Raw genomic sequence first — 18,232 nt, 5'->3', positions numbered from 1 at the left:
TCGCCCTTTATTCCGGCGGGTGCGTTGCTGCATGCACCTTGAGCCATTCTCGGGTCCATGGCCCCGGCCCCGGCTTGTGCGCATGCTGTGCAGGCCGAAGGAATTCCATCGAATTCCCGAAGTGTTCACGGCTCCTCGCGGATTCCCTCACTCCTGCCGCTCCTCGGAGGCTTTCGTGTACGGAATTGTCTTTCTCTGCCAGAACTCCGACGACACCGGATGGGGAAGGGGCTGAGAGGGAAAGATGGTCGATTCGCTCACGGAAAGCCGAGGCATGGCGTCGGGTCCTGTGATTCCGCGAGAGCCCGCCGGTGAAACAGACAGTGAGAACACCACAACCGCCCTTCTGCGACTTACCCTCCTCGGCCCTCTGCGGGCCTCCCGCGGCGGTCTGCCGCTGGCGCTCGGGCCGCTGAAGCAGCGCCTCGTCCTGGCAGTCCTGCTCACCCGCCCGAACACACCGGTGTCACTGGAGGAACTGACCGACGCCGTCTGGCCGGACGATCCGCCCCGTACGGCCCGCAAGAACCTTCAGGTGTACGTGTCGACCCTGCGCCGGGTGCTCGACCCCGACGACCTGGGCCGGCTGCGCCACGGTCCCGGCGGCTACGTTCTGCACCTCACCGCGGAGGAATGCGACACCCTGCACTTCGAGGAACTGGCCCGGCGCGGCGACGCCGAGGTGCGCGCCGGCACGCCGAGCCGCGCGGCCCGGACGTACCGCAGGGCGCTGGACCTGTGGCGGCACGACCCCTTCAGCGACCTGGCCTCCTGCGCCGATGTGCTGCGGGCCGCCGTCGAACGCCAGCATGCCCGGCGACTGGCCGTCTACGAGGCCTGGGCGGAAGCCCAGTTGGAGATCGGGGATCCGGGCCCGGTCGCGGACTCCGTGGACGAGATGGTGAGCCGCCACCCGCTGCGGGAACGGCTGCGCGCCGCCCAGCTCACCGCGCTGTACCGGGTCGGCCGCCGAACGGAGGCACTGGCCGCCTACGACGACTGCCGTCAGCAGCTGTCCCGGGAACTGGGCCTGGCACCCGGTGCGGCGCTGCGGGGCGCCTACCGCTCCCTGCTGGACGAGATGGCCCCGCCCCGGCCGCGCGGCGGCCCCACCGGGTCACGGCTGCTCCCGCCGGACCTCGCCGACTTCACCGGGCGCACATGGGAACTGGACGCTGTCACAGCGCGGTTGGACACCGAGGGCGGACCCCCGGTACTCCTCACCGGCGCGGCCGGCGTCGGCAAGACGGCCTTCGCCGTGCACATCGCGCACCGTCTCGCCGCGCGCTACCCCGACGGCGTGGTCGCCACCCGGCTGTGCTCCGAGGACGGTTCCACGCGCCCATGGGCGTCGGTGCTGGCGGAGCTGGCCCGCTCCCTGGGCTGCACCGAGCGGCTGCCCCCCGGCCGGGAGGAGGCCGCCACCGTATGGCGCTCCTGGCTGTCCGGGCGCCGGATCCTGCTGCTCCTGGACGACGCGCCCGACGCCACCGCCCTCGGCCCACTGCTGCCGCCGTCGGGCACCGCCGCCGCGCTGGTCACCTCGCGCAGCCGGCTGCCCTGTCTGGAGTCCGCGCACCGGGTGGAACTCCCGCCGCTGTCCACCGAGGAGGCCCTGGATCTGCTCGGTGGAATCATCGGGCGGACCCGGCTGGCCGCCGAGCACCCCGCCGCGGCACGCGTCGTCGGCGCCACGGGGCTCCTCCCGTTCGCCCTGCGAGCGGCCGGAAACCGCCTGTCGGTGCTGCGCCACATGCCGCTCGGTCAGTACGCGGACCGTCTCGAACATCCCCTGGAGGCCCTGGACGAACTCGCGTCCGGCGGCCTCGGGGTCCGCGCCCGTCTCGCCGGGGCGTGGGCCCGGCTGCCCGCTCCCGCCCGCGACTCCCTCCACGCGCTGGCCGCGCTGCCGGACTCGTCCTTCACCCTCCCCGCCGCCGCCCGCGCCCTGGGCAGGGACGGACGGGACGCGCAGCGTGCCCTGGAGGAACTGATCGACGTCGGCGTCCTGCCACCGCCGTCCCTGCCCGAGGTGACCGCGCACCTGGCCGCGGTCCCGGACGCCGTGCGCTACGAACTGCCCTGGCTGACCCTGCTGTTCGCGCGGGAACAGGCGGCCGCGTCAGGAGAGCGGCGCCAGGCGGTGTCCGCGACGCCGTGGGAGCAGGATCAGGCCGACGGCGGCGGCCACGGGTGCGGGGGCCCTTCGCGAGTCGTGGCGGGCGAGGGTGGCTCCGCGCTGCCGAGAGCGGGCCGGGCGTGCGGCGGCGGTACGGCGGCGGAGGGCGCTGTCGGGGCGGCGGTGGGTCCTGCCCTGTACCAGGCATGACGAGGTACGACGTCCTCCCGGCGAGCACCTCGCTCGACGGGCACGCTCCGGTGACGCGCCGGCCACGGCGTGCCCCGTCCGACGCGGGGCCGGGGCCGCCTTTCAGGTCCGGGCGGGATCCGGCCGGGGACCCCCTCCGACCGGCTCGGGGCCGGTCCGGAGGGGAGGGGGCCGGGCGGGCCGCTGCCGGTCCGGCGCGGTCGGCCCACAGCCCCCCAAGGCTCTCCCCGGCGGGGTTCTCAGGTACCGCCCGCGGCCGCCGAGGCCGGACCGGAGGACTGCACGCGGGCCAGATACCCGGCCTGGAAGCGGCTGGCCGCGCCCAGCTGCTCCATGATCTCGGCGATGTGCTTGCGGCAGGTGCGCAGCGACATCCCCAGCCGCCGGGCCACCATCTCGTCCTTCATGCCCTCGGCCAGCAGCCGCACGATGGCCTGCTTCACCTCGTCCCGCGCCGAACTCTCCGTCCAGGCCGGCTGGTAGGGCTCGGCCAGCGACCAGGCGTGATCGAAGGCCGCGCAGAGATAGGAGACCGTGGACGGCTCCTGGATGGCGATGGCCGCGTCCAGGTCGTCCTGGTGCGGGATGAACACCGTCTCCCTGTCGAAGGCGACCATGCGGCCGAACAGTTCGCTCAGCGTCCTGATCTCGGCGCCCTCGTCGGTCATCCGCCGCGCGTACTCCTGGGTGGGCAGGTGGTAGCGGGCCGTGTGCTGGTACAGCGTGCGCATACGCACGCCTCGGCGCAGCATGTCGCGGTCCTGTACGAACGCCTGCTCCAGCAGCGCCGGGGAGCGGCCGCCGCCGGGGTGACAGGTGCGGACCTCCTGCCGGCACCGCATGGTCGCCTCGGTGATCATCCCGACGACGGTCTTCAGGTCCGTGACCTCCGTCAGCGGCGCCCGTCCCCGCCCCTGCCGCCGGCCTTCCGCGTAGAAGGGCGTCAGGAGGGACAGTTCGGCCCGCAGCCGGTCGATCTCGGCGAGCTGCCGGCGCAACCCCGCCTCCCTCGGCGCGACCAGCGCGGCGAGGGCCGTGTCCGGCGCCACCGCCACCAACTGGTCGGGTTTGCCGGGCAGATGGCGCAGCAGCAGCAGTTCGGTCAGCCTCGCCACCGTCGAGGCCGCGCGGCTCTCCGGCAGCCCCAGCGTCGCGCCCAGCGTCCTCGCGTCACACGACCCCTGGTCGCTCACCCAACGGAACATCCGGACTGCGTCCTCGGACAGTTGCGCTTCGTGCGACGGCCACCCGGCCGCCGTACGAAGGCCCGGTGTCGTGCCGTCATCACCGATGCCGCCCACCCAACCCCCTCATCAGCCAGATGACCCCAACAGCCCCTGCTGCGTCCATTGTTCAGATGTGCGATGGATATTCCCAGACCCCCTCGGAAGGCATCACTGTGAAACGGGCCAAAGGCGCATTCGTCCTGCTCCTCGAACGCCTCGCCCTCCTCGGCGACCGGGTGCGCGCCCGGCAGCGCCGGACCGGTGGTGACGGAGTCGCGGCCCGCGACATCCTCGACCAACCTCCGCGGCCGGTGCGCGGCGACGACGACTCGCCGACCGTTCCCACCCCGCACTGGTGACCGGCCCGCGACAACGAAGCCCCGGTGGGCACACCGACCGTGCCGTGCCGGCCGTTGTGCCACGTTCTCTCCGAGACCGTACGCATGGCCGGGCGTACCCCGTACGGCTCCGCGCCGATCGGTGACCGCGGGCTACACACCCCTGGGAAGCGTCATCGAGCGGACCCGGGTCAGGCGCCCTCGCGTGCCGCGGCCACCACGGGCCGCCCCCCGGTCCCCGGCAGCGGGGTCGGCGCTGCCTCCCCCTCCAGTACGGCCTCGATATTGCGCGCCGCCAGCTCGACCATCGCCGCGCGCGTGGCCTGCGTCGCCGACCCCACATGCGGCAGCACCACCAGGCGCGGCTCGGCGAACAGCGGATCGGCGGGATCCGTACGAGGCTCGTCCACCATCACGTCCAGCCCCGCCGAGTGCAGCTTCCCGTCGCGCAGCGCGGTGAGCAGGGCCTGTTCGTCGACGATTCCGCCGCGTCCGGTGTTGACGAGCGTGGCGGTCGGCTTCATCAGCGCGAGCTCCGGTGCGCCGATCAGGCCTACGGTCTCGGGCGTCAGCGGAGTGTGCACGGACACCACGTCACTGGTCCGCAGCAGCTCCTCGAAGGTGACCCAGCGGGACAGCTCGTCGTCCTCCTGGCGGCGCGGATGGTGGTGCTGGACCCGCATCCGGAATCCGGCCGCCCGGCGCGCGACGGCCTTGGCGATCTGCCCGTAGCCGATCAGCCCGAGTGTCGCTCCCTGTACGTCGAGCCCCAGGAAGGCGTCCATCCTGAAGGCGCCCCACTCGCCACGCCGCAGCGCGTCCACGCTGGCGCCGAGGCGCCGCCGGGCCATCAGGATCAGCGCCATCGCCACGTCCGCCGTGGTGTCGGCGAGCACGTCGGGGGTGTGGGTGACCACCACACCGCGCGCGGCGGCGGCACCGACGTCCACGCCGTCGTATCCCATCGACGCCAACGCCACGACCCGGAGGCCGGGGCCGGCCGCGTCCAGCAGAGCGGTGTCCACCCGGTCACTGCCCAGGACGAGGAGCCCGGAGCAGCCCCGGACCAGCGCGCCCAGCTCCGCGGAGGTGGGCGGGGCCGTCCCCTCCCACGAGACGACGTCGTACCGCGAGGCGAGTCGCCGGACGGCGGCTCCCGGCAGACCGGCGCGGCTCACCGCGACGCGTGGACGGGGTACGGGTGTGCCGGACATGCTGAACTCCCAAGACCTGAGGGGACGTTGGCGGAGAAGGGGAAGCGCGCGGGCTGGGCAGGGGGTGGCGCCTGGCCGGCCCGGGTCAGGGAGCTGTCGTAGGTCCGAAGTCGAGAAGCACCTTGCAGGAGCGCGCCGGATCCGCCGCCAGCTCGAACGCCTCGCCGACGCGGGCCACCGGGAGTACGGAGGTCACGACCGGGTCGACCGGGAGGCGGCCGTCTGCCAGCGCCCGGAGCACCTCGCCGAGCTCGACGTCGAAGCGGAAGGAGCCGACCAGTCGCAGTTCCCTCGTGATCACCGCGTTGGCGGCGACCGGAGTGTCCCCGGGCGGGAGCAGACCGAGGCCCACCACCAGTCCGCCCCTGTCCACTCCGTGGACGCAGGTGCGCAGCCCGGCGGGGTTGCCCGACGACTCGATGGCGATGTCCGCGGCGAGTTCTTCCAGCGCTGCGGCCTCGGGTCCGCCGACCCGTACGGTCGAGTCGGCGCCCACCCGCTTGGCGACGGCCAGTGGCGCGTCATGGACGTCGGTCACGGTGATCTCACCGGCGCCGGCGGCGCGCAGAGCGGCGACCACCAGACAGCCGATCGGTCCGGCGCCGGTGACCAGGACCCGTTTCCCGCGTACGTCGCCGGCCTGTCGTACCGCGTGCCAGGCGACCGCCGCGGGCTCGGCGACCGCGGCGAGCCGCAGGTCCAGGCCCTCGGGCAGCGGCAGGACGCGTTCCGCGGGTACCACCAGGACATCGGCGAAGCCGCCCTGGACGTGGGGGTCGCGGGCGGCGCTGCCGAGATAGCCGGTGTCCAGGCAGGTGTTGCGCCGTCCCGCGGCGCACTGCCGGCAGGTGCCGCAGGAGGCCAGTGGGTGGACGGCCACCGGGGTTCCGGGCGGCGGGGCCTGTGTGCCGGGGCCCGCCGCGCGTACCCGGCCGACGATCTCGTGACCGAGGATCAGCGGTTCGCGCAGGCGGAACTCACCGACGGCGCCGTGCCTCCAGTAGTGCAGGTCGGAGCCGCAGATCCCGCCGTAGCGGATGTCGACCGCCACCTCGCCGGGGCCGGGCTCGGGTACCGGCCGCTCCTCCAGGCGCAGGTCGCCCGCCCCATGGGCCACGACCGCTCGCATCGTCGCCGCGTCAGCTGGGTTCATGTCCTTGATCCGTTCTCAGATGACCGCGGTCAGACCGCCGTCGACGGCGATCACCTGGCCGTTGACGAAGTCCGACGCGGGGGCGGCGAGCCACACCAGCGTGCCGACGAGATCCTCGACCGAGGCCCAGCGCCCGGCCGGGGTGCGGCCCCGGATCCAGGTGTCGAAGGCCGGGTCGTCGACGAGGGGGCGGGTGAGTTCGGTGACCACATAGCCGGGTGCCAGGCCGTTGACCGTCAGCCCCGATCCGGCCCACTCCGCGCACATGCCCCGGGTCAGCATCGCGAGGCCGCCCTTGGAGGCGGCGTACGCGGCGATGCCGGGACGGGCGAGCCAGGTCTGTACGGAGCAGATGTTGACGATCTTTCCGTGGCCGCGCCCGACCATGCCCTCGGCCACCGCGCGGCCGACCAGGAAGGCGCTGGTGAGGTTGGTGTGCAGGACCCGCTCGAAGTTCTCGGCGGACACCTTCAGGAGTGGTTCGCGGTGCTGTACGCCGGTGTTGTTGACCAGGATGTCGAGCGGACCGATCCGGTCCTCGATCTCCTGGACGGCCGCCCGCACGGCCGTCTCGTCGGTGACGTCGAAGGGCACGGCGTGCACCTTGGTCCCGATGCGTTCGGCCAGTTCGGCGCGCGTGCGTTCCAGGGCCTCGGGGTCACGGCCGTTGAGGACGAGTTCGGCGCCCGCCTCGGCCAGTCCCGTCGCCAGGGCTGTTCCTATGCCCTTGCTGGAGCCGGTGACCAGGGCCAGCCGACCGGAGAGGTCGAACAGCGCGGGCCCTGATGCCTGGGCCGAAGTCCTGCCCGGTCCCGTCATGAGTGGTCTCCCGTCGGGCCGATTCCGTATCCGTAGTAGTGCATGAGCGCGGCGTTGTCGGCTCCGCCGTGGCCCGCGGCGGTCAGCCAGCGGTGCAGTTCGGCGACCGCGGTGGTGACCGGGAGCGGCACTCCGGTGGAGCGCGCGTAGTCGCGGGCGGCCTCCAGGTCCTTGACCATGTTGTCGACCCGTCCGGTGGGCGTGAGGTCGACCTCGGCGAACTTGACGAAGAATTCCTGGAACAACGCGGAGTCGGCCCTGCCCCCGGTGAGCGCCGTCCGTACCTGCTGTGGCGGCAGACCGGCCGCTCGTATCAGCGCGGCGGCCTCGGCGAGGGCGGCGAACCCGCAGCCGACGAGCACTTGGTTGACGGACTTCACCAGCTGCCCCGAGCCGGCCGGGCCGAGGTGGGTGAGGCGGGCGGAGAGCGCCCGGAGCACGGGCAGTGCCCGCTCCACGTGTGCGTCCTCGCCGCCGAGCATCAGGGTCAGCTCACCCTGTTCCGCGCCTGGCGCGCCGCCCGACAGGGGGGCGTCGACCCAGCCCGCGCCGAGCTTCGCGGCCCGTTCGGCGAAGGCGCGGGTGCGCCCGGGGTCGATGCTGGACATGTCGATGACGAGGACGCCGTCGGGAGCGGCGGCGAGGACGCCGTCGGGGCCGAAGACCACCTGTTCGACGATGTCCGCGGTGTTGAGGGAGAGGATCACCACGGAGGACGAGGCGAGAGCCGCCGCCGACTCCGCCGGGTCAGCCCCGGCGCCGGCGACCTCCGCCACGGCGTCCCGCCGGACGTCATAGACCCGCACGGCGTGCCCGCACCGCAGCAGCCTGCGGGCGATCGCCGATCCCATGACGCCGAGACCCGCGACCCCGACCTCCGCATGTCCTGACACTCGGACCCACCTCCTGAACGAAATGCTGTACTGAGGCCAACATGTTGAACCCAAGGGGAGGGGTAGTGCAACTCTGAGGCGGTATCGACGTGTAAACGTCCAGCATATTGGCTTCGGTGCCGCATGCTGTTACGGTCCCCAGGGGCCATCGCCGACCGACGCCGCGCCCTGAGACAGCCGCTCCCGCGCCCTGCCCCCGGGCGCCGGACCGGCACCCGGGCGACCCATGGCGGGAACGCCGGGTCGAGACGGAAACGGAGGCCACGACCGTGGTGAAGGACGAAACCCAGGTAGTGCTCGGGATCGACCTGGGCACCACCGCGACCAAGGTGGTCGCGGTGGACGGGACCTACCGGGTCGTCTCCACCGTCGAGCGTCCCGCCCCCCTCCTCACGGGCCGGCACGGGGAAGCCGTCCACGACCCGGAGACGGTGCTGGCAGGGGCCGTCGACGCGATTCGGGAGAGCGCGGAAACCTGCGCCGGACGCGGTCTCACGGTGGTCGCCCTGTCCTTCAGCGCGGCCCTGCACACCCTGCTCGCCCTCGATTCCTCCGGCGAACCGCTGACCCCCGCGCTGAGCTGGGCGGACACCCGGGCCGCCGACACCGCCCGCGGCCTGCGGGCGGCCGGCAGCGCCGACGCCCTGCACCGGGCGACCGGAACCCCCGTCCACTCCATGGCCCCGCTCGTCAAACTCGCCTGGTTCACGGCACACGAGCCGGGACTCGTCCGGCGTACGGCCACCTGGTGCGGCCTGAAGGACTACGTCCTGTCCCGGTTCACCGGCAGGCTGGTCACCGACCTGTCCTGCGCCTCCGCCACCGGCCTGCTGGACCTGCGCACCACCCGATGGCACGGCCCCGCCCTCGACATCGCCGGGGTGGGCGCCGACCGGCTGCCCGAACCGGTACCGCCGACCGCCGTGTTCACGCTGCTGCCCGAGGCCGCCGCCAGGCTGGGCCTGCCCGCCGGGCTGCCCGTGGTGGCGGGTGCCGGGGACGGTCCGCTGGCCAATCTCGCCGTCGGTGCCACCGCGCCGGCCACCGCCGCGCTCTCCCTCGGCACCAGCGGCGCCCTGCGTGTCGTACGCGACCGGCCGGGCGTGGACGAACGCTGCCGGGTGTTCTGCTACTACCTCGCGGACGGGCTGTGGGTGCTCGGAGGCGCGGTCAGCAACGCCGGGGTCGTCGCCCAGTGGGCCGCCGAGTCCTTCGGCGGCGTCGACGTCGGCGATCTGCTGAAGGAGGCGGCCCAGGTGGAGCCCGGCGCCGAGGGGCTGATCGGCCTGCCGCACCTGCTCGGGGAACGCGCGCCCTGGTGGGATCCCGACGCCCGCGGCGCCCTGATCGGGCTGCGCCGAGGGCACGGCAGGGCCCACATGACCCGGGCCATGATCGAGGGGGTCGGGCAGCAACTCGCCCTCGTACGCGACTCCTTGCTCGCCGCCGACGCTCCGGTCACCTCGATACGGGCCACCGGGGGCGCCCTGCGCTCCCCCCTGTGGGCGGAGATCGTCGCCGCCGCGCTCGACATGCCGCTGGAGATCACCGACGACACCGCGGGCTCCGGATTCGGCGCCGCGCTGCTCGCCCGGCACGCGCTCGGAGACCTGCCCTCGCTGACCTCCCCGGTGCCCGGTGCCCGCACCCACCGCACCGTGGTGCCCGACCCGGTGGCGGCACGGCGGCTGGCGAGGACCCGCGGACTCAGCGAACAGCTTTACCAACTCCTGCGCGAGGTGCGGTGACCGCACCGGTGATCACGGCTCCGGCGTCCCGCCGCAGCCGTACGGCTTCCGCGACCGCGACCGCGACCGCGATCAGAGGAAGCGAGGGGCGCGACCGGGCCCGCCGCTCGCAGCGCTGAAGCGCCGAAGGCGACCCCGGGCCCGGTGGCGAGCCGCGTCGGCGGACCGGGCAGGGTCGGAAGGGCGATCGCGCGCGGAGATCCGGCCTGCGGGTGGAGCGCGGCCCGGGCGGAGACCCGGCGGGCGCCACAGCGGTCGGCGGCCCGGCCGCTCACCGGGATGACCACGGCCTGCGCGACGGGATCGCCGTCACGGCGACGCCGATGTCGGCCGGCCGCACTTCGAAGGGGTGCCATGCCGGGGGCGGCCGTCGAGATGATCGTGCCGTCCGGGTTCTCCCGAAGGAGGCCCGGCGACCAGCGGCGCCGGTCCCCGGCGACCAGCAACGCCAGTCCCCGGCGGCCCGCTTCCTCACCCTTCCGGCCGCCCCCGCCGCTCACCCCTTCTCTGCGGTGACCGTGTCCGCGCCGTGCACCGCGTGGCCGCCGAACTGCCGGCGCATCGCCGCGAGGGCCTTGAGCTGGTCGGCGTCCGGCTTGCGGGAGGCGAAGCGGGCGAAGAGAGCGGCGGTCATGGCGGGGGCGGACACGGACAGACGTACCGCCTCCTCGACCGTCCAGCGGCCCTCACCGGAGTCGTCGACCCGGCCGGAGAGGGTGGCGAGGCCCGGGTCCTCTTCCAGGGCACGTACCAGGAGGTCGAGGAGCCAGGAGCGGACGACCGTGCCGTGCCGCCAGGAGGCGAGCACCTTGGGGACGTCGGGCACGTACTCGCTGGCCTCCATCAGTTCGTAGCCCTCTGCGAGCGCCTGCATCATGCCGTACTCGATGCCGTTGTGGACCATCTTGGAGTAGTGACCGGCGCCGACCGGGCCCGCGTGGCACAGGCCGTCCTGGTCGGGGGCGAGCGACTCCAGCAGTGGCCAGACGCGCTCCACGTGCTCGTCCTCGCCGCCGCACATCACGGCGTAGCCGTTCTCCCGGCCCCAGACGCCGCCGCTGACGCCGCAGTCGACGTAGCCGATGCCGTGCCCGGCGAGCATCCGGGCGTGCTCGGTGTCGTCGCTGAAGCGGGAGTTGCCGCCCTCCACGATCACGTCACCGGGCGACAGCAGTTCCGCGAGCTGCCGCAGGGCCTGACGGGTCGGGTCGCCCGAGGGCAGCATCAGCCACACCACACGGGGGCCGGCGAGCTTCGCGACGAGTTCCTCCAGGGAGTCGGCGTCGCGGTCGGGGGAGGTGCGGCTGTAGCCGAGCACCTCGTGGCCGCGGTCCCGCCAGCGGGCGGCCATGTTGCCGCCCATGCGCCCGAGGCCGACGATTCCTACCTGCATGTGTCTTCAGTCCTTCGTGGAATGAGTGGAGTGAGGTGAGTCGGGGAAGCCGCCGCGCAGCAGACCGAGGACGACGCTGTTGTCCAGGTCGCCGAGGCCCTGTGCCTCGACGGCGGCGTACAGCTCGGCGACGGTCGTGGACAGCGGCAGCGCGACTTGGGCGTCGGCGGCGCTGTCCAGGACGAACCCGAGGTCCTTGTGGAGGTAGCGGGCAGGCCCGGACGGGGTGAAGTCGCCCTCGGCCAGGTGGTGCCGCTTCTGGGCGAGCACCTCGGAGGAGGCGAGCCCGCCGGCCAGTACGTCGAGCAGCGCGGCCGGTTCGAGGCCGCCCCGCTCGCCGAGCAGGACGGCCTCGGCGAGCGCGACCAGGGTTCCGGCGACGACGAGCTGGTTGCAGGCCTTGGCGAGCGAGCCGGCGCCGGTGTCCCCGAGGCGCCGTACGGTCGATCCCATCGCCTCCAGATACGGGCGGATCCGCGCGACCGCCTCCGCCGGGCCCCCGCCCATGATCGACAGGGTGGCGTCGCGGGCGCCGGTCACCCCGCCGCTGACGGGGGCGTCGACGACCGTGACGCCCTGCGGGCGCAGCTTTTCGGCGAGGGTGCGCACCGCGACGGGGGAGACGGTGCCCATGACGACCAGAGTGTCCATGACCGGCCGTCCGGAGCGCAGTCCGTCCGGGCGGTCCAGCAGCTCGATCACCTGGGGGAGGTCGGGGAGCATGGTGAGGACGACCGGTGCGGCTGCGGCCACCTGCTCCGGGCTGTCTGCGGTACGGCAGCCCGCGGCGGCGGCGGCCTCCAGCGGGGCCCGGCCGCGGTTCCAGGCGATCACGTCGAAACCGGCACGGGCGAGGTTCACCGCCATGGGCAGTCCCATCGCGCCGAGCCCGAGGAAACCGACGGTGCCGGCGGTGCCGACGTCGGCGACGCTCATGCGCCGGCTCCCGCCGGAGTGCCGTGGCGAGCCGTCAACTCGGCGAGGCGGCCGATGAGCCGGGGACTGTCGACCACATCCCGGTTGACGACGAACGGCGGCACCCGGCCCGCCGCCACCTCCAGCACGGCCCGGACGGCGCTGCCGCCGTTCCCGGCCGACATCTCGTCGGTCCACGCCAGGGCGTGCGGGCTGAGCACGACGTTGTCCATGCCCAGCAGCGGGTTGTCGAGGGCCGGCGGCTCGCTCTCGAACACGTCGAGTCCGGCGCCCCTGATACGCCGTACGCGCAGCGCCTCGATCAGCGCGGCCTCGTCGACGATGGGACCGCGAGCGACGTTGAGCAGGACGGCCGTGGGCTTCATCAGGGACATCCGACGCGCGTCGACGAGATGACGGGTCTCCTCCGTCAGCGCGCACATCACGATCACGGCGTCCGCCTCGGCCATCACGGTGTCGACGTCCGCGAGCCGTACGCCGAGGCCGGAGGCAACCTCCGGCGGGCAGTACGGGTCGTACGCCACGATGTCGGCCTCGAACGGCCGCAGCAGCCCGACCAGATCGCGGGCGGTGTTGCCGAGGCCGATCAGGCCGACACGGCGGCCGGTGAGCCCGAGGCCCATCCACTGTTCCTTCTCGGCCCACCGCCCCTCCCGTACCAGCCGGTCCTTGGCGGTCACGTTGTGCAGCACGGCCAGGAGCAGGGTGAGGGCGGCGGTGGCCACCGGGCGCCGGGCACCGTCGGGGGTGATGGTCACGAGGGCGCCGTTGCGCGTGCACGCGCCGAGGTCGACGGTGTCGTAGCCGACGCCGAAGCGGGCGAAGAGGAGCGGGGGGCGGCCGGCGCCCTCGAAGGTGCGCGCGGTGACGGCGGGGCCGGCGAACAGGACGGCGTCCAGGCCGTCGACGTCCTTTCCGAGGAGTTCCCCGGTGTCGCGCGGCAGGTAGTGCCAGTCGATCCCGGCGGCGTCCAGTTCGCCGAGCCGGATGTCGCCCCACACATTGCGGCCGTCCGCGTCCAGGAAGTCCCGGCTGACGCCGACGGTGAACTCCGTGGCCGATGTGGCGCCCATCACAGCACCGCGATCGGGTTGACCGGCGAACCCGTGCCGCCCGGGACGTTCAGCGGGGCCACGACGAACAGGAACTCGTAGCGGCCGGCCTGCGCGCAGGCCGCGGAGAGCGCTTCGAGGTCGAGGTTGTCCAGCAGTGGCACACCCATGGCGGTGATCGCCAGGGCGTGCACGGGGGAGTGCAGCCCTTCGACGGGGGAGGGCCGTACGTCACTGTCGCCGTCGCCGCCGAGCAGCGCGATCCCGCGCTCGGCGAACAGTGGCATGGCGTCCACATGGAAGCCGGCGCTGGCGTTGTCCGGATTCCAGGCGCCGAGTTCGGCCCGGCGCCGGAAGTGGCCGGAGCGCAGCAGTACCGCGTCGCCGTCGCCGATGGTGACGCCGAGGGTCTTCTCCGCGGCGATCACGTCGTCGGCGTGCACGGCCCGGCCGGGCTCCAGCCAGTCGGTGCCGAGCACGGCGGGCATGTCGATCAGTACGCCCCTGGTGACCAGCGGGCCGAGCGCGGAGACGGAGCCGAAGCGGGCGCCGCCCGCGTCGACGACCTCGCGTGCGACGCGGCCGTCGTAGAGCTGTCCGCGGTAGGCGATGTGGGAGAGCGCGTCGAGGTGGCTGACGCCCTTGCCGTGGTAGTCGACGGCGATGAAGTCCTTGTGACAGGACGGTTCGGGGGCCTCGACGTCGCCGAGGTCGGACATGTAGTGGAGGGCGGGCTTGCCGTTGTCCGGGCCGGGCGCCGTGTTCCACGGCAGGGCCGTCGGGACGGTGGTGCCGGTGCGGACCAGGGCGGTGGCGCGGCGTGAGTGTTCGGGGGTGACCCGGTTCCAGGCGCCGCGGTCGGCGTCGGCCGGTGCCCAGCGGCCCCAGGTGCTCAGCTCGTCAAAAAGTGTGTCGAACCGCTCGCGGGACATGGCGGGTCCGTTGTCCGGTTCGCGGCCGGAAGCGTTGTCGTCGGGAGAGGGGTGAGGCGGATCGTGCGGGCTGCTGGTCATCTGCTGCTCAGCGCTCCAAGGCTCGCAGGGTGTCGTCGGCCGGCCCGGAGGGGCGCGCTACGGTCGAGTGGTCCGGAGGGATGCGGAGAATCTCGACGGCAAAGCGTGCGCCGACGGCATTGTCGTTCGGGGGCACACGAGAGACAATAGCCAATATGCTGAACGACGAACAGAATGATGGGTGGAGTTACTGGTGAGCGCAAGTGACCCGGGTAGTCTCGTCCCCGCTGTGACGCGGGCCGTGGCCATCCTCGACGCACTCGGCGAGGCGGAGGGCCGCCCGCTGTCGGTGAGTGAGATCGCGCGCGCCCTGGACCTGCCGAAGTCCTCGACGGGCAATCTGTGCGCCTCGCTGGAGGCGGCCGGGATGATCGCGCGCAACGGCTCGGGCTTCGGTCTGGGGCGCAAGCTCGTCGAGCTCGGTGGCCGCTACCTGGCCACCGTCGACCAGCTGCGCGACTTCTACGAGCTGTGCCGGCGCAGCTCACACATCTCGCGGGAGACCGCGCGGGTGGCCGTACTCGACGGCCTGGACGTCCTCTACCTGGGGCGTTACGACGGCACGCAGCCGTTGCGGCTGACCGCCAACATCGGCGACCGCTTCCCGGCGAACTGCACGGCCACCGGGAAGGCCATTCTGTCCACGCTGGATCCGGCGGTGGCCGAGGACCGGCTGCGCGGTCGCACCCTGCCCGCGCTCAGCGAGCGGTCCATCACCTCCGTGCCCGCCCTCATGGCGGACCTGGCCGAGACCCGGGAGCGCGGCTACGCGGTCGACGACGAGGAGGCTACGGCGGGCATCCTCTGCATGGCCGTGCCGGTCAACGGCTTCCGGACGGACTCGGCGCCCTTCGCGATCAGCGTCACCGTGCTCAAGGCCCGGCTCGACGACGAGTTCCGCGAGGCGCTGCTGAAGGATCTGCGGACCGTCGCGGCGGGGCTGGAGAACCCCATGCTTCCCCAGGGGGCGCCGGTGGGTCGCGACTGAGGTCGGGGGCCTGTTCCCGGCCCTCTCGACGACTACCCCATGGCGGCCGTACGGAGATCTTTCCGTGCGGCCGTCGTAACTTTGGGGCAATAAATCCTTCCGGACCTATTGACCAACATGCTGGCGGCTGTACAGGATTCTGGTCGAGCCGACGGAATGGTCCTCGGCTGGCAGATCCCTTCGGAGAAGCCCGTGTATGACGCTCCCGATGACACAGCTGACACAGCTGACACAGCTTCACACCGGCCCCTGGTCAGCATCCGGGGGCTGCGTAAGCGATTCGGCGGCACTCTCGCCCTGGCCGACGTCGACCTCGACCTTCACCCGGGCAGGGTTCTCGCCCTATTGGGTCACAATGGTGCAGGTAAGTCCACACTGATCAAGATCCTGGCCGGGGTGTACCGAGCCGACCACGGCGAGGTCACCGTCGCCGGTCATCCGCTCGGCACCGACGCCGCCGCCGCGGAGATGTCCTTCATCCACCAGGACCTCGGTCTGGTCGAGTGGATGACGGTCGCCGAGAACATCGCCCTCGGCACCGGATACCCGCGCCGCGCCGGGCTGGTCTCCTGGCGGCAGGTCCGCCGGCGCAGCACCGAGGCGCTGGACATCGTCGCAGGCCACCTCGACCCGGACGCCGCGGTCGCCGACCTCACCCGCGCGGAGCGGTCCCTCGTCGCCATCGCCCGCGCCCTGTCCACCCGGGCCCGGCTCATCGTCCTCGACGAACCCACCGCGAGCCTGCCCGCCGCGGACTGCGCCCGCCTCTTCGACGTCCTGCACACCCTGCGCGACCGAGGCCACGGCATCGTCTACGTCAGCCACCGGCTCGACGAGGTCTATCAGGTCGCCGACAGCTTCGCGGTCCTGCGCGACGGCCACCTCATCAGCCAGGGCCGTCTCGCCGACCACGGCCCCGAGCGCATCGTGCGCGACATCGTCGGCCACGAGGCGGAGAGCCACCGGCCGAAGCCCGGCCCCAAGGCCGCCACCGGAGAAGCTCCGACCGTGCTGCGCCTCACCGGCGTCACCACCGAGGGCGCCGGCCCGGTCGACCTGGAGGTGCGCGCCGGGGAGGTCCTCGGCATGGTCGGCCTCACCGGCGCCGGCCACATGGACCTCGGCCGTGCCCTCGCCGGTTCCCGGCCGATCCAGGACGGTGAGGCACTGCTCGACGGCAAGCCCTACCGGCCGGGCTCGCCCGCCGCGGCCGTCGACGCGGGCATCGGCTTCGTCACCAGCAACCGCCAGGAGGAGGGCTGCGCCCTCGAACTCACCGTCAGGGAGAACTTCCTGGCCAACCCGCGGGCCGACAGCCGCTCCCCGTGGCGCTGGATCAGCCCGGCACGCGAGCGTGCCACGGCGACCTCGCTGGTCGAGAGGTTCGGCGTACGGCCCGCCGACTCCGAGGCACCCATCGCGACCCTCTCCGGCGGCAACCAGCAGAAGGTCATGATCGGCCGCTGGCTGCGCCTCAGCAGGCGCGTCGTGATCCTGGAGGAGCCGACCTCGGGAGTCGACGTCGGAGCCAAGGCGGAGATCTACCGCCTGCTCGACGACGCGCTCGCCCAGGGACTCGCCGTCCTTCTCATCTCCACCGACTTCGAGGAAGTCGCCGACGTGTGTCACCGCGCCCTGGTCTTCGTACGAGGCACCGTGACCGCCGAACTCAGCGGTGAGGCCCTCACCGTCACCGAACTCACCCACGCCGCGTCGGCCATGCCGGCGCTGACCGGAACGGCGGACAACTGATGGCCACCGAGACCGAATCCCCCCGTGGGCCGGCCGACCACGGCACAGGCCCACAGCGGGAAGGTTCCGCCGGGGACGGCGCCCGCAAGGCGGCACCCCGAGGGCCGCGCAGGCAGTCACCCGGCGGCACCGACAAGGGCACGGGCAGCGGCACCCTCGCCGCCCGGCTGCGCGGCGGCCACCTCATAGGCACCTACGGCCTGTTCGGCCTGACCGTCCTACTGTTCGTGATCTTCGCGCTGGTCCTGCCGGACACCTTCCCGACGATGGACAACGCCTCGTCGATCCTGTCCAACCAGTCGATCCCCGCGATCCTCGCGCTCGGCGCGATGATCCCCATCGTCACCGGCAAGTTCGACCTCTCCGTCGGCTACGGACTCGGCTTCTCGCACGTCCTGGCCATGCAACTCATCGTGAACAGCGGCTGGTCCTGGCCGATCGTCTGCGTCGCCGTCATCGTCGGTGGCGGCATCGTCGGCGTACTCAACGGCCTGCTGGTGGAGTTCGCCAAGATCGACTCCTTCATCGCCACCCTCGGCACCGGCAGCCTCCTGTACGCCTGCACCGGCTGGATCACCGACGGCGCCCGGATCGTGCCCGGACCGGGCGGTCTGCCCCCGGCCTTCACCGACCTGTACGACTCCACGTTCCTCGGCCTGCCGGTCCCCGCCTTCTACGTCCTCGCCCTCGCCGTCGTGCTCTGGCTGCTGCTGGAGCGCCTGCCGCTCGGCCGCTACCTCTACGTCATCGGCTCCAACGCCCGCGCCGCCGACCTCGTCGGCATCCCCACCCGCCGGTACGGCATCTACGCCTTCGCCGGCTCCGGACTCGTCGTCGGCTTCGCGGGTGTCCTGCTCGCCGCGCAGCAGCAGATCGGCAACCCCAGCGTCGGCATGGACTACCTGCTGCCCGCCTTCGTCGGTGCCCTGCTCGGCTCCACCGCCATCAAACCCGGCCGCGCCAACGCCGCCGGAACCGTCGTCGCCGTCGCCATCCTCGCCATCGGCCTGGCCGGCATCCAGCAGCTCGGCGCCGAGTTCTGGGCGACCTCCCTGTTCAACGGCGGCACGCTGCTCCTCGCGGTCGGCCTGGCCGGCTACTCCGCCCGCCGCCGCCTGCGTGCCGGCGCCACCGCCACCCGCCACTCACTGTCCGCGTCCGGGACGGAGCCCGGGACGCATCCGCAACCCGGGACGGTGCAGGCGACCCCGGCCGCGACCGGTTCGCCATCGACCGGTTCGCCGTCGACCGGACCGTCCGCCGATGCCGATGCCGATGCCGATGCCGATGCCGATGCCGATGCCGATGCCGCTTCCGAAGACGACGCGCCGCACACCCCCTGACCGATCCGAATCGCCGCACCCGCCCGTCACCCCGC

Annotated in this window: 16 protein-coding genes; 7 read left to right on the top strand and 9 right to left on the bottom strand. The window is 72.9% G+C overall.

What is annotated here, in order from left to right; translation table 11 throughout:
* Positions 1 to 274: 274 nt before the first annotated feature.
* The gene (locus OG622_RS07045; RefSeq protein WP_371574146.1) at positions 275 to 2,329 is read left to right on the top strand and encodes a BTAD domain-containing putative transcriptional regulator; all 2,055 of its coding nucleotides are present in this window, start codon (positions 275 to 277) and stop codon (positions 2,327 to 2,329) included.
* A gap of 239 nt (positions 2,330 to 2,568) precedes the next feature.
* Here OG622_RS07045 and OG622_RS07040 read toward each other — a convergent pair whose 3' ends face one another.
* Entirely contained in the window at positions 2,569 to 3,522 is a 954-nt protein-coding gene (locus tag OG622_RS07040; protein ID WP_371574145.1) for a LuxR C-terminal-related transcriptional regulator, read from the bottom strand.
* A 206-nt stretch (positions 3,523 to 3,728) separates the two neighbouring features.
* Between OG622_RS07040 and OG622_RS07035 the strand changes: the two genes are divergently transcribed.
* Positions 3,729 to 3,914 (top strand): hypothetical protein, encoded by a 186-nt coding sequence (locus OG622_RS07035; protein ID WP_371574144.1) that lies wholly within the window; start codon positions 3,729 to 3,731, stop codon positions 3,912 to 3,914.
* A 170-nt stretch (positions 3,915 to 4,084) separates the two neighbouring features.
* Here the strand turns inward: OG622_RS07035 and OG622_RS07030 are convergent, their stop codons facing one another.
* From OG622_RS07030 to OG622_RS07015, 4 genes are all read right to left on the bottom strand, one after another.
* On the bottom strand, positions 4,085 to 5,107 hold the full coding sequence (locus OG622_RS07030) for a 2-hydroxyacid dehydrogenase (protein WP_371574143.1): 1,023 nt from the start codon (positions 5,105 to 5,107) through the stop codon (positions 4,085 to 4,087).
* Positions 5,108 to 5,192: 85 nt separating this feature from the next.
* The gene (locus OG622_RS07025; RefSeq protein WP_371574142.1) at positions 5,193 to 6,260 is read right to left on the bottom strand and encodes an L-idonate 5-dehydrogenase; all 1,068 of its coding nucleotides are present in this window, start codon (positions 6,258 to 6,260) and stop codon (positions 5,193 to 5,195) included.
* A gap of 15 nt (positions 6,261 to 6,275) precedes the next feature.
* Positions 6,276 to 7,079 (bottom strand): SDR family oxidoreductase, encoded by an 804-nt coding sequence (locus OG622_RS07020; protein WP_371574141.1) that lies wholly within the window; start codon positions 7,077 to 7,079, stop codon positions 6,276 to 6,278.
* Complete coding sequence (locus OG622_RS07015; RefSeq protein WP_371574140.1) at positions 7,076 to 7,972, bottom strand: NAD(P)-dependent oxidoreductase; 897 nt, start codon at positions 7,970 to 7,972, stop codon at positions 7,076 to 7,078. Before OG622_RS07015 ends, OG622_RS07020 begins: the two co-directional genes overlap by 4 nt.
* Positions 7,973 to 8,241: 269 nt before the next feature.
* Between OG622_RS07015 and OG622_RS07010 the strand changes: the two genes are divergently transcribed.
* Positions 8,242 to 9,720 (top strand): gluconokinase, encoded by a 1,479-nt coding sequence (locus OG622_RS07010; protein ID WP_371574139.1) that lies wholly within the window; start codon positions 8,242 to 8,244, stop codon positions 9,718 to 9,720.
* Positions 9,717 to 9,839, top strand: coding sequence for a hypothetical protein (locus tag OG622_RS07005; protein WP_371574138.1), 123 nt, complete (start codon positions 9,717 to 9,719; stop codon positions 9,837 to 9,839). The genes OG622_RS07010 and OG622_RS07005 overlap by 4 nt, the downstream gene beginning before the upstream one ends.
* Positions 9,840 to 10,216: 377 nt before the next feature.
* Here OG622_RS07005 and gnd read toward each other — a convergent pair whose 3' ends face one another.
* From gnd to OG622_RS06985, 4 genes are read right to left on the bottom strand one after another with little or no spacing between them, the layout of a single operon-like run.
* Positions 10,217 to 11,113 (bottom strand): phosphogluconate dehydrogenase (NAD(+)-dependent, decarboxylating), encoded by an 897-nt coding sequence (gene gnd / locus OG622_RS07000; RefSeq protein WP_371574137.1) that lies wholly within the window; start codon positions 11,111 to 11,113, stop codon positions 10,217 to 10,219.
* A gap of 6 nt (positions 11,114 to 11,119) precedes the next feature.
* Positions 11,120 to 12,049, bottom strand: a complete 930-nt coding sequence (locus tag OG622_RS06995; RefSeq protein ID WP_371574136.1) for an NAD(P)-dependent oxidoreductase — start codon at positions 12,047 to 12,049, stop codon at positions 11,120 to 11,122.
* On the bottom strand, positions 12,046 to 13,122 hold the full coding sequence (locus OG622_RS06990) for an NAD(P)-dependent oxidoreductase (RefSeq protein ID WP_371574135.1): 1,077 nt from the start codon (positions 13,120 to 13,122) through the stop codon (positions 12,046 to 12,048). Before OG622_RS06990 ends, OG622_RS06995 begins: the two co-directional genes overlap by 4 nt.
* The gene (locus OG622_RS06985; protein ID WP_371574134.1) at positions 13,122 to 14,114 is read right to left on the bottom strand and encodes a cyclase family protein; all 993 of its coding nucleotides are present in this window, start codon (positions 14,112 to 14,114) and stop codon (positions 13,122 to 13,124) included. Before OG622_RS06985 ends, OG622_RS06990 begins: the two co-directional genes overlap by 1 nt.
* A 193-nt stretch (positions 14,115 to 14,307) precedes the next feature.
* On the opposite strand from OG622_RS06985, the gene OG622_RS06980 reads away from it, so the two are divergent.
* The 3 genes from OG622_RS06980 (at position 14,308) to OG622_RS06970 (ending at position 18,197) form a co-directional block, all read left to right on the top strand.
* The gene (locus OG622_RS06980) at positions 14,308 to 15,102 is read left to right on the top strand and encodes an IclR family transcriptional regulator (protein WP_371574133.1); all 795 of its coding nucleotides are present in this window, start codon (positions 14,308 to 14,310) and stop codon (positions 15,100 to 15,102) included.
* Between the two features lie 156 nt (positions 15,103 to 15,258).
* A complete protein-coding gene (locus OG622_RS06975; RefSeq protein ID WP_371584022.1) occupies positions 15,259 to 16,854 on the top strand; it encodes a sugar ABC transporter ATP-binding protein in 1,596 nt (531 codons plus the stop codon).
* Complete coding sequence (locus OG622_RS06970; RefSeq protein WP_371574132.1) at positions 16,854 to 18,197, top strand: ABC transporter permease; 1,344 nt, start codon at positions 16,854 to 16,856, stop codon at positions 18,195 to 18,197. Before OG622_RS06975 ends, OG622_RS06970 begins: the two co-directional genes overlap by 1 nt.
* The last annotated feature ends 35 nt before the right edge of the window (positions 18,198 to 18,232 follow it).

This window comes from Streptomyces sp. NBC_01314 (assembly GCF_041435215.1).
In the GTDB taxonomy this organism is placed as follows: Bacteria; Actinomycetota; Actinomycetes; order Streptomycetales; family Streptomycetaceae; genus Streptomyces.
This window is presented reverse-complemented; position numbering and strand designations above follow the sequence as displayed.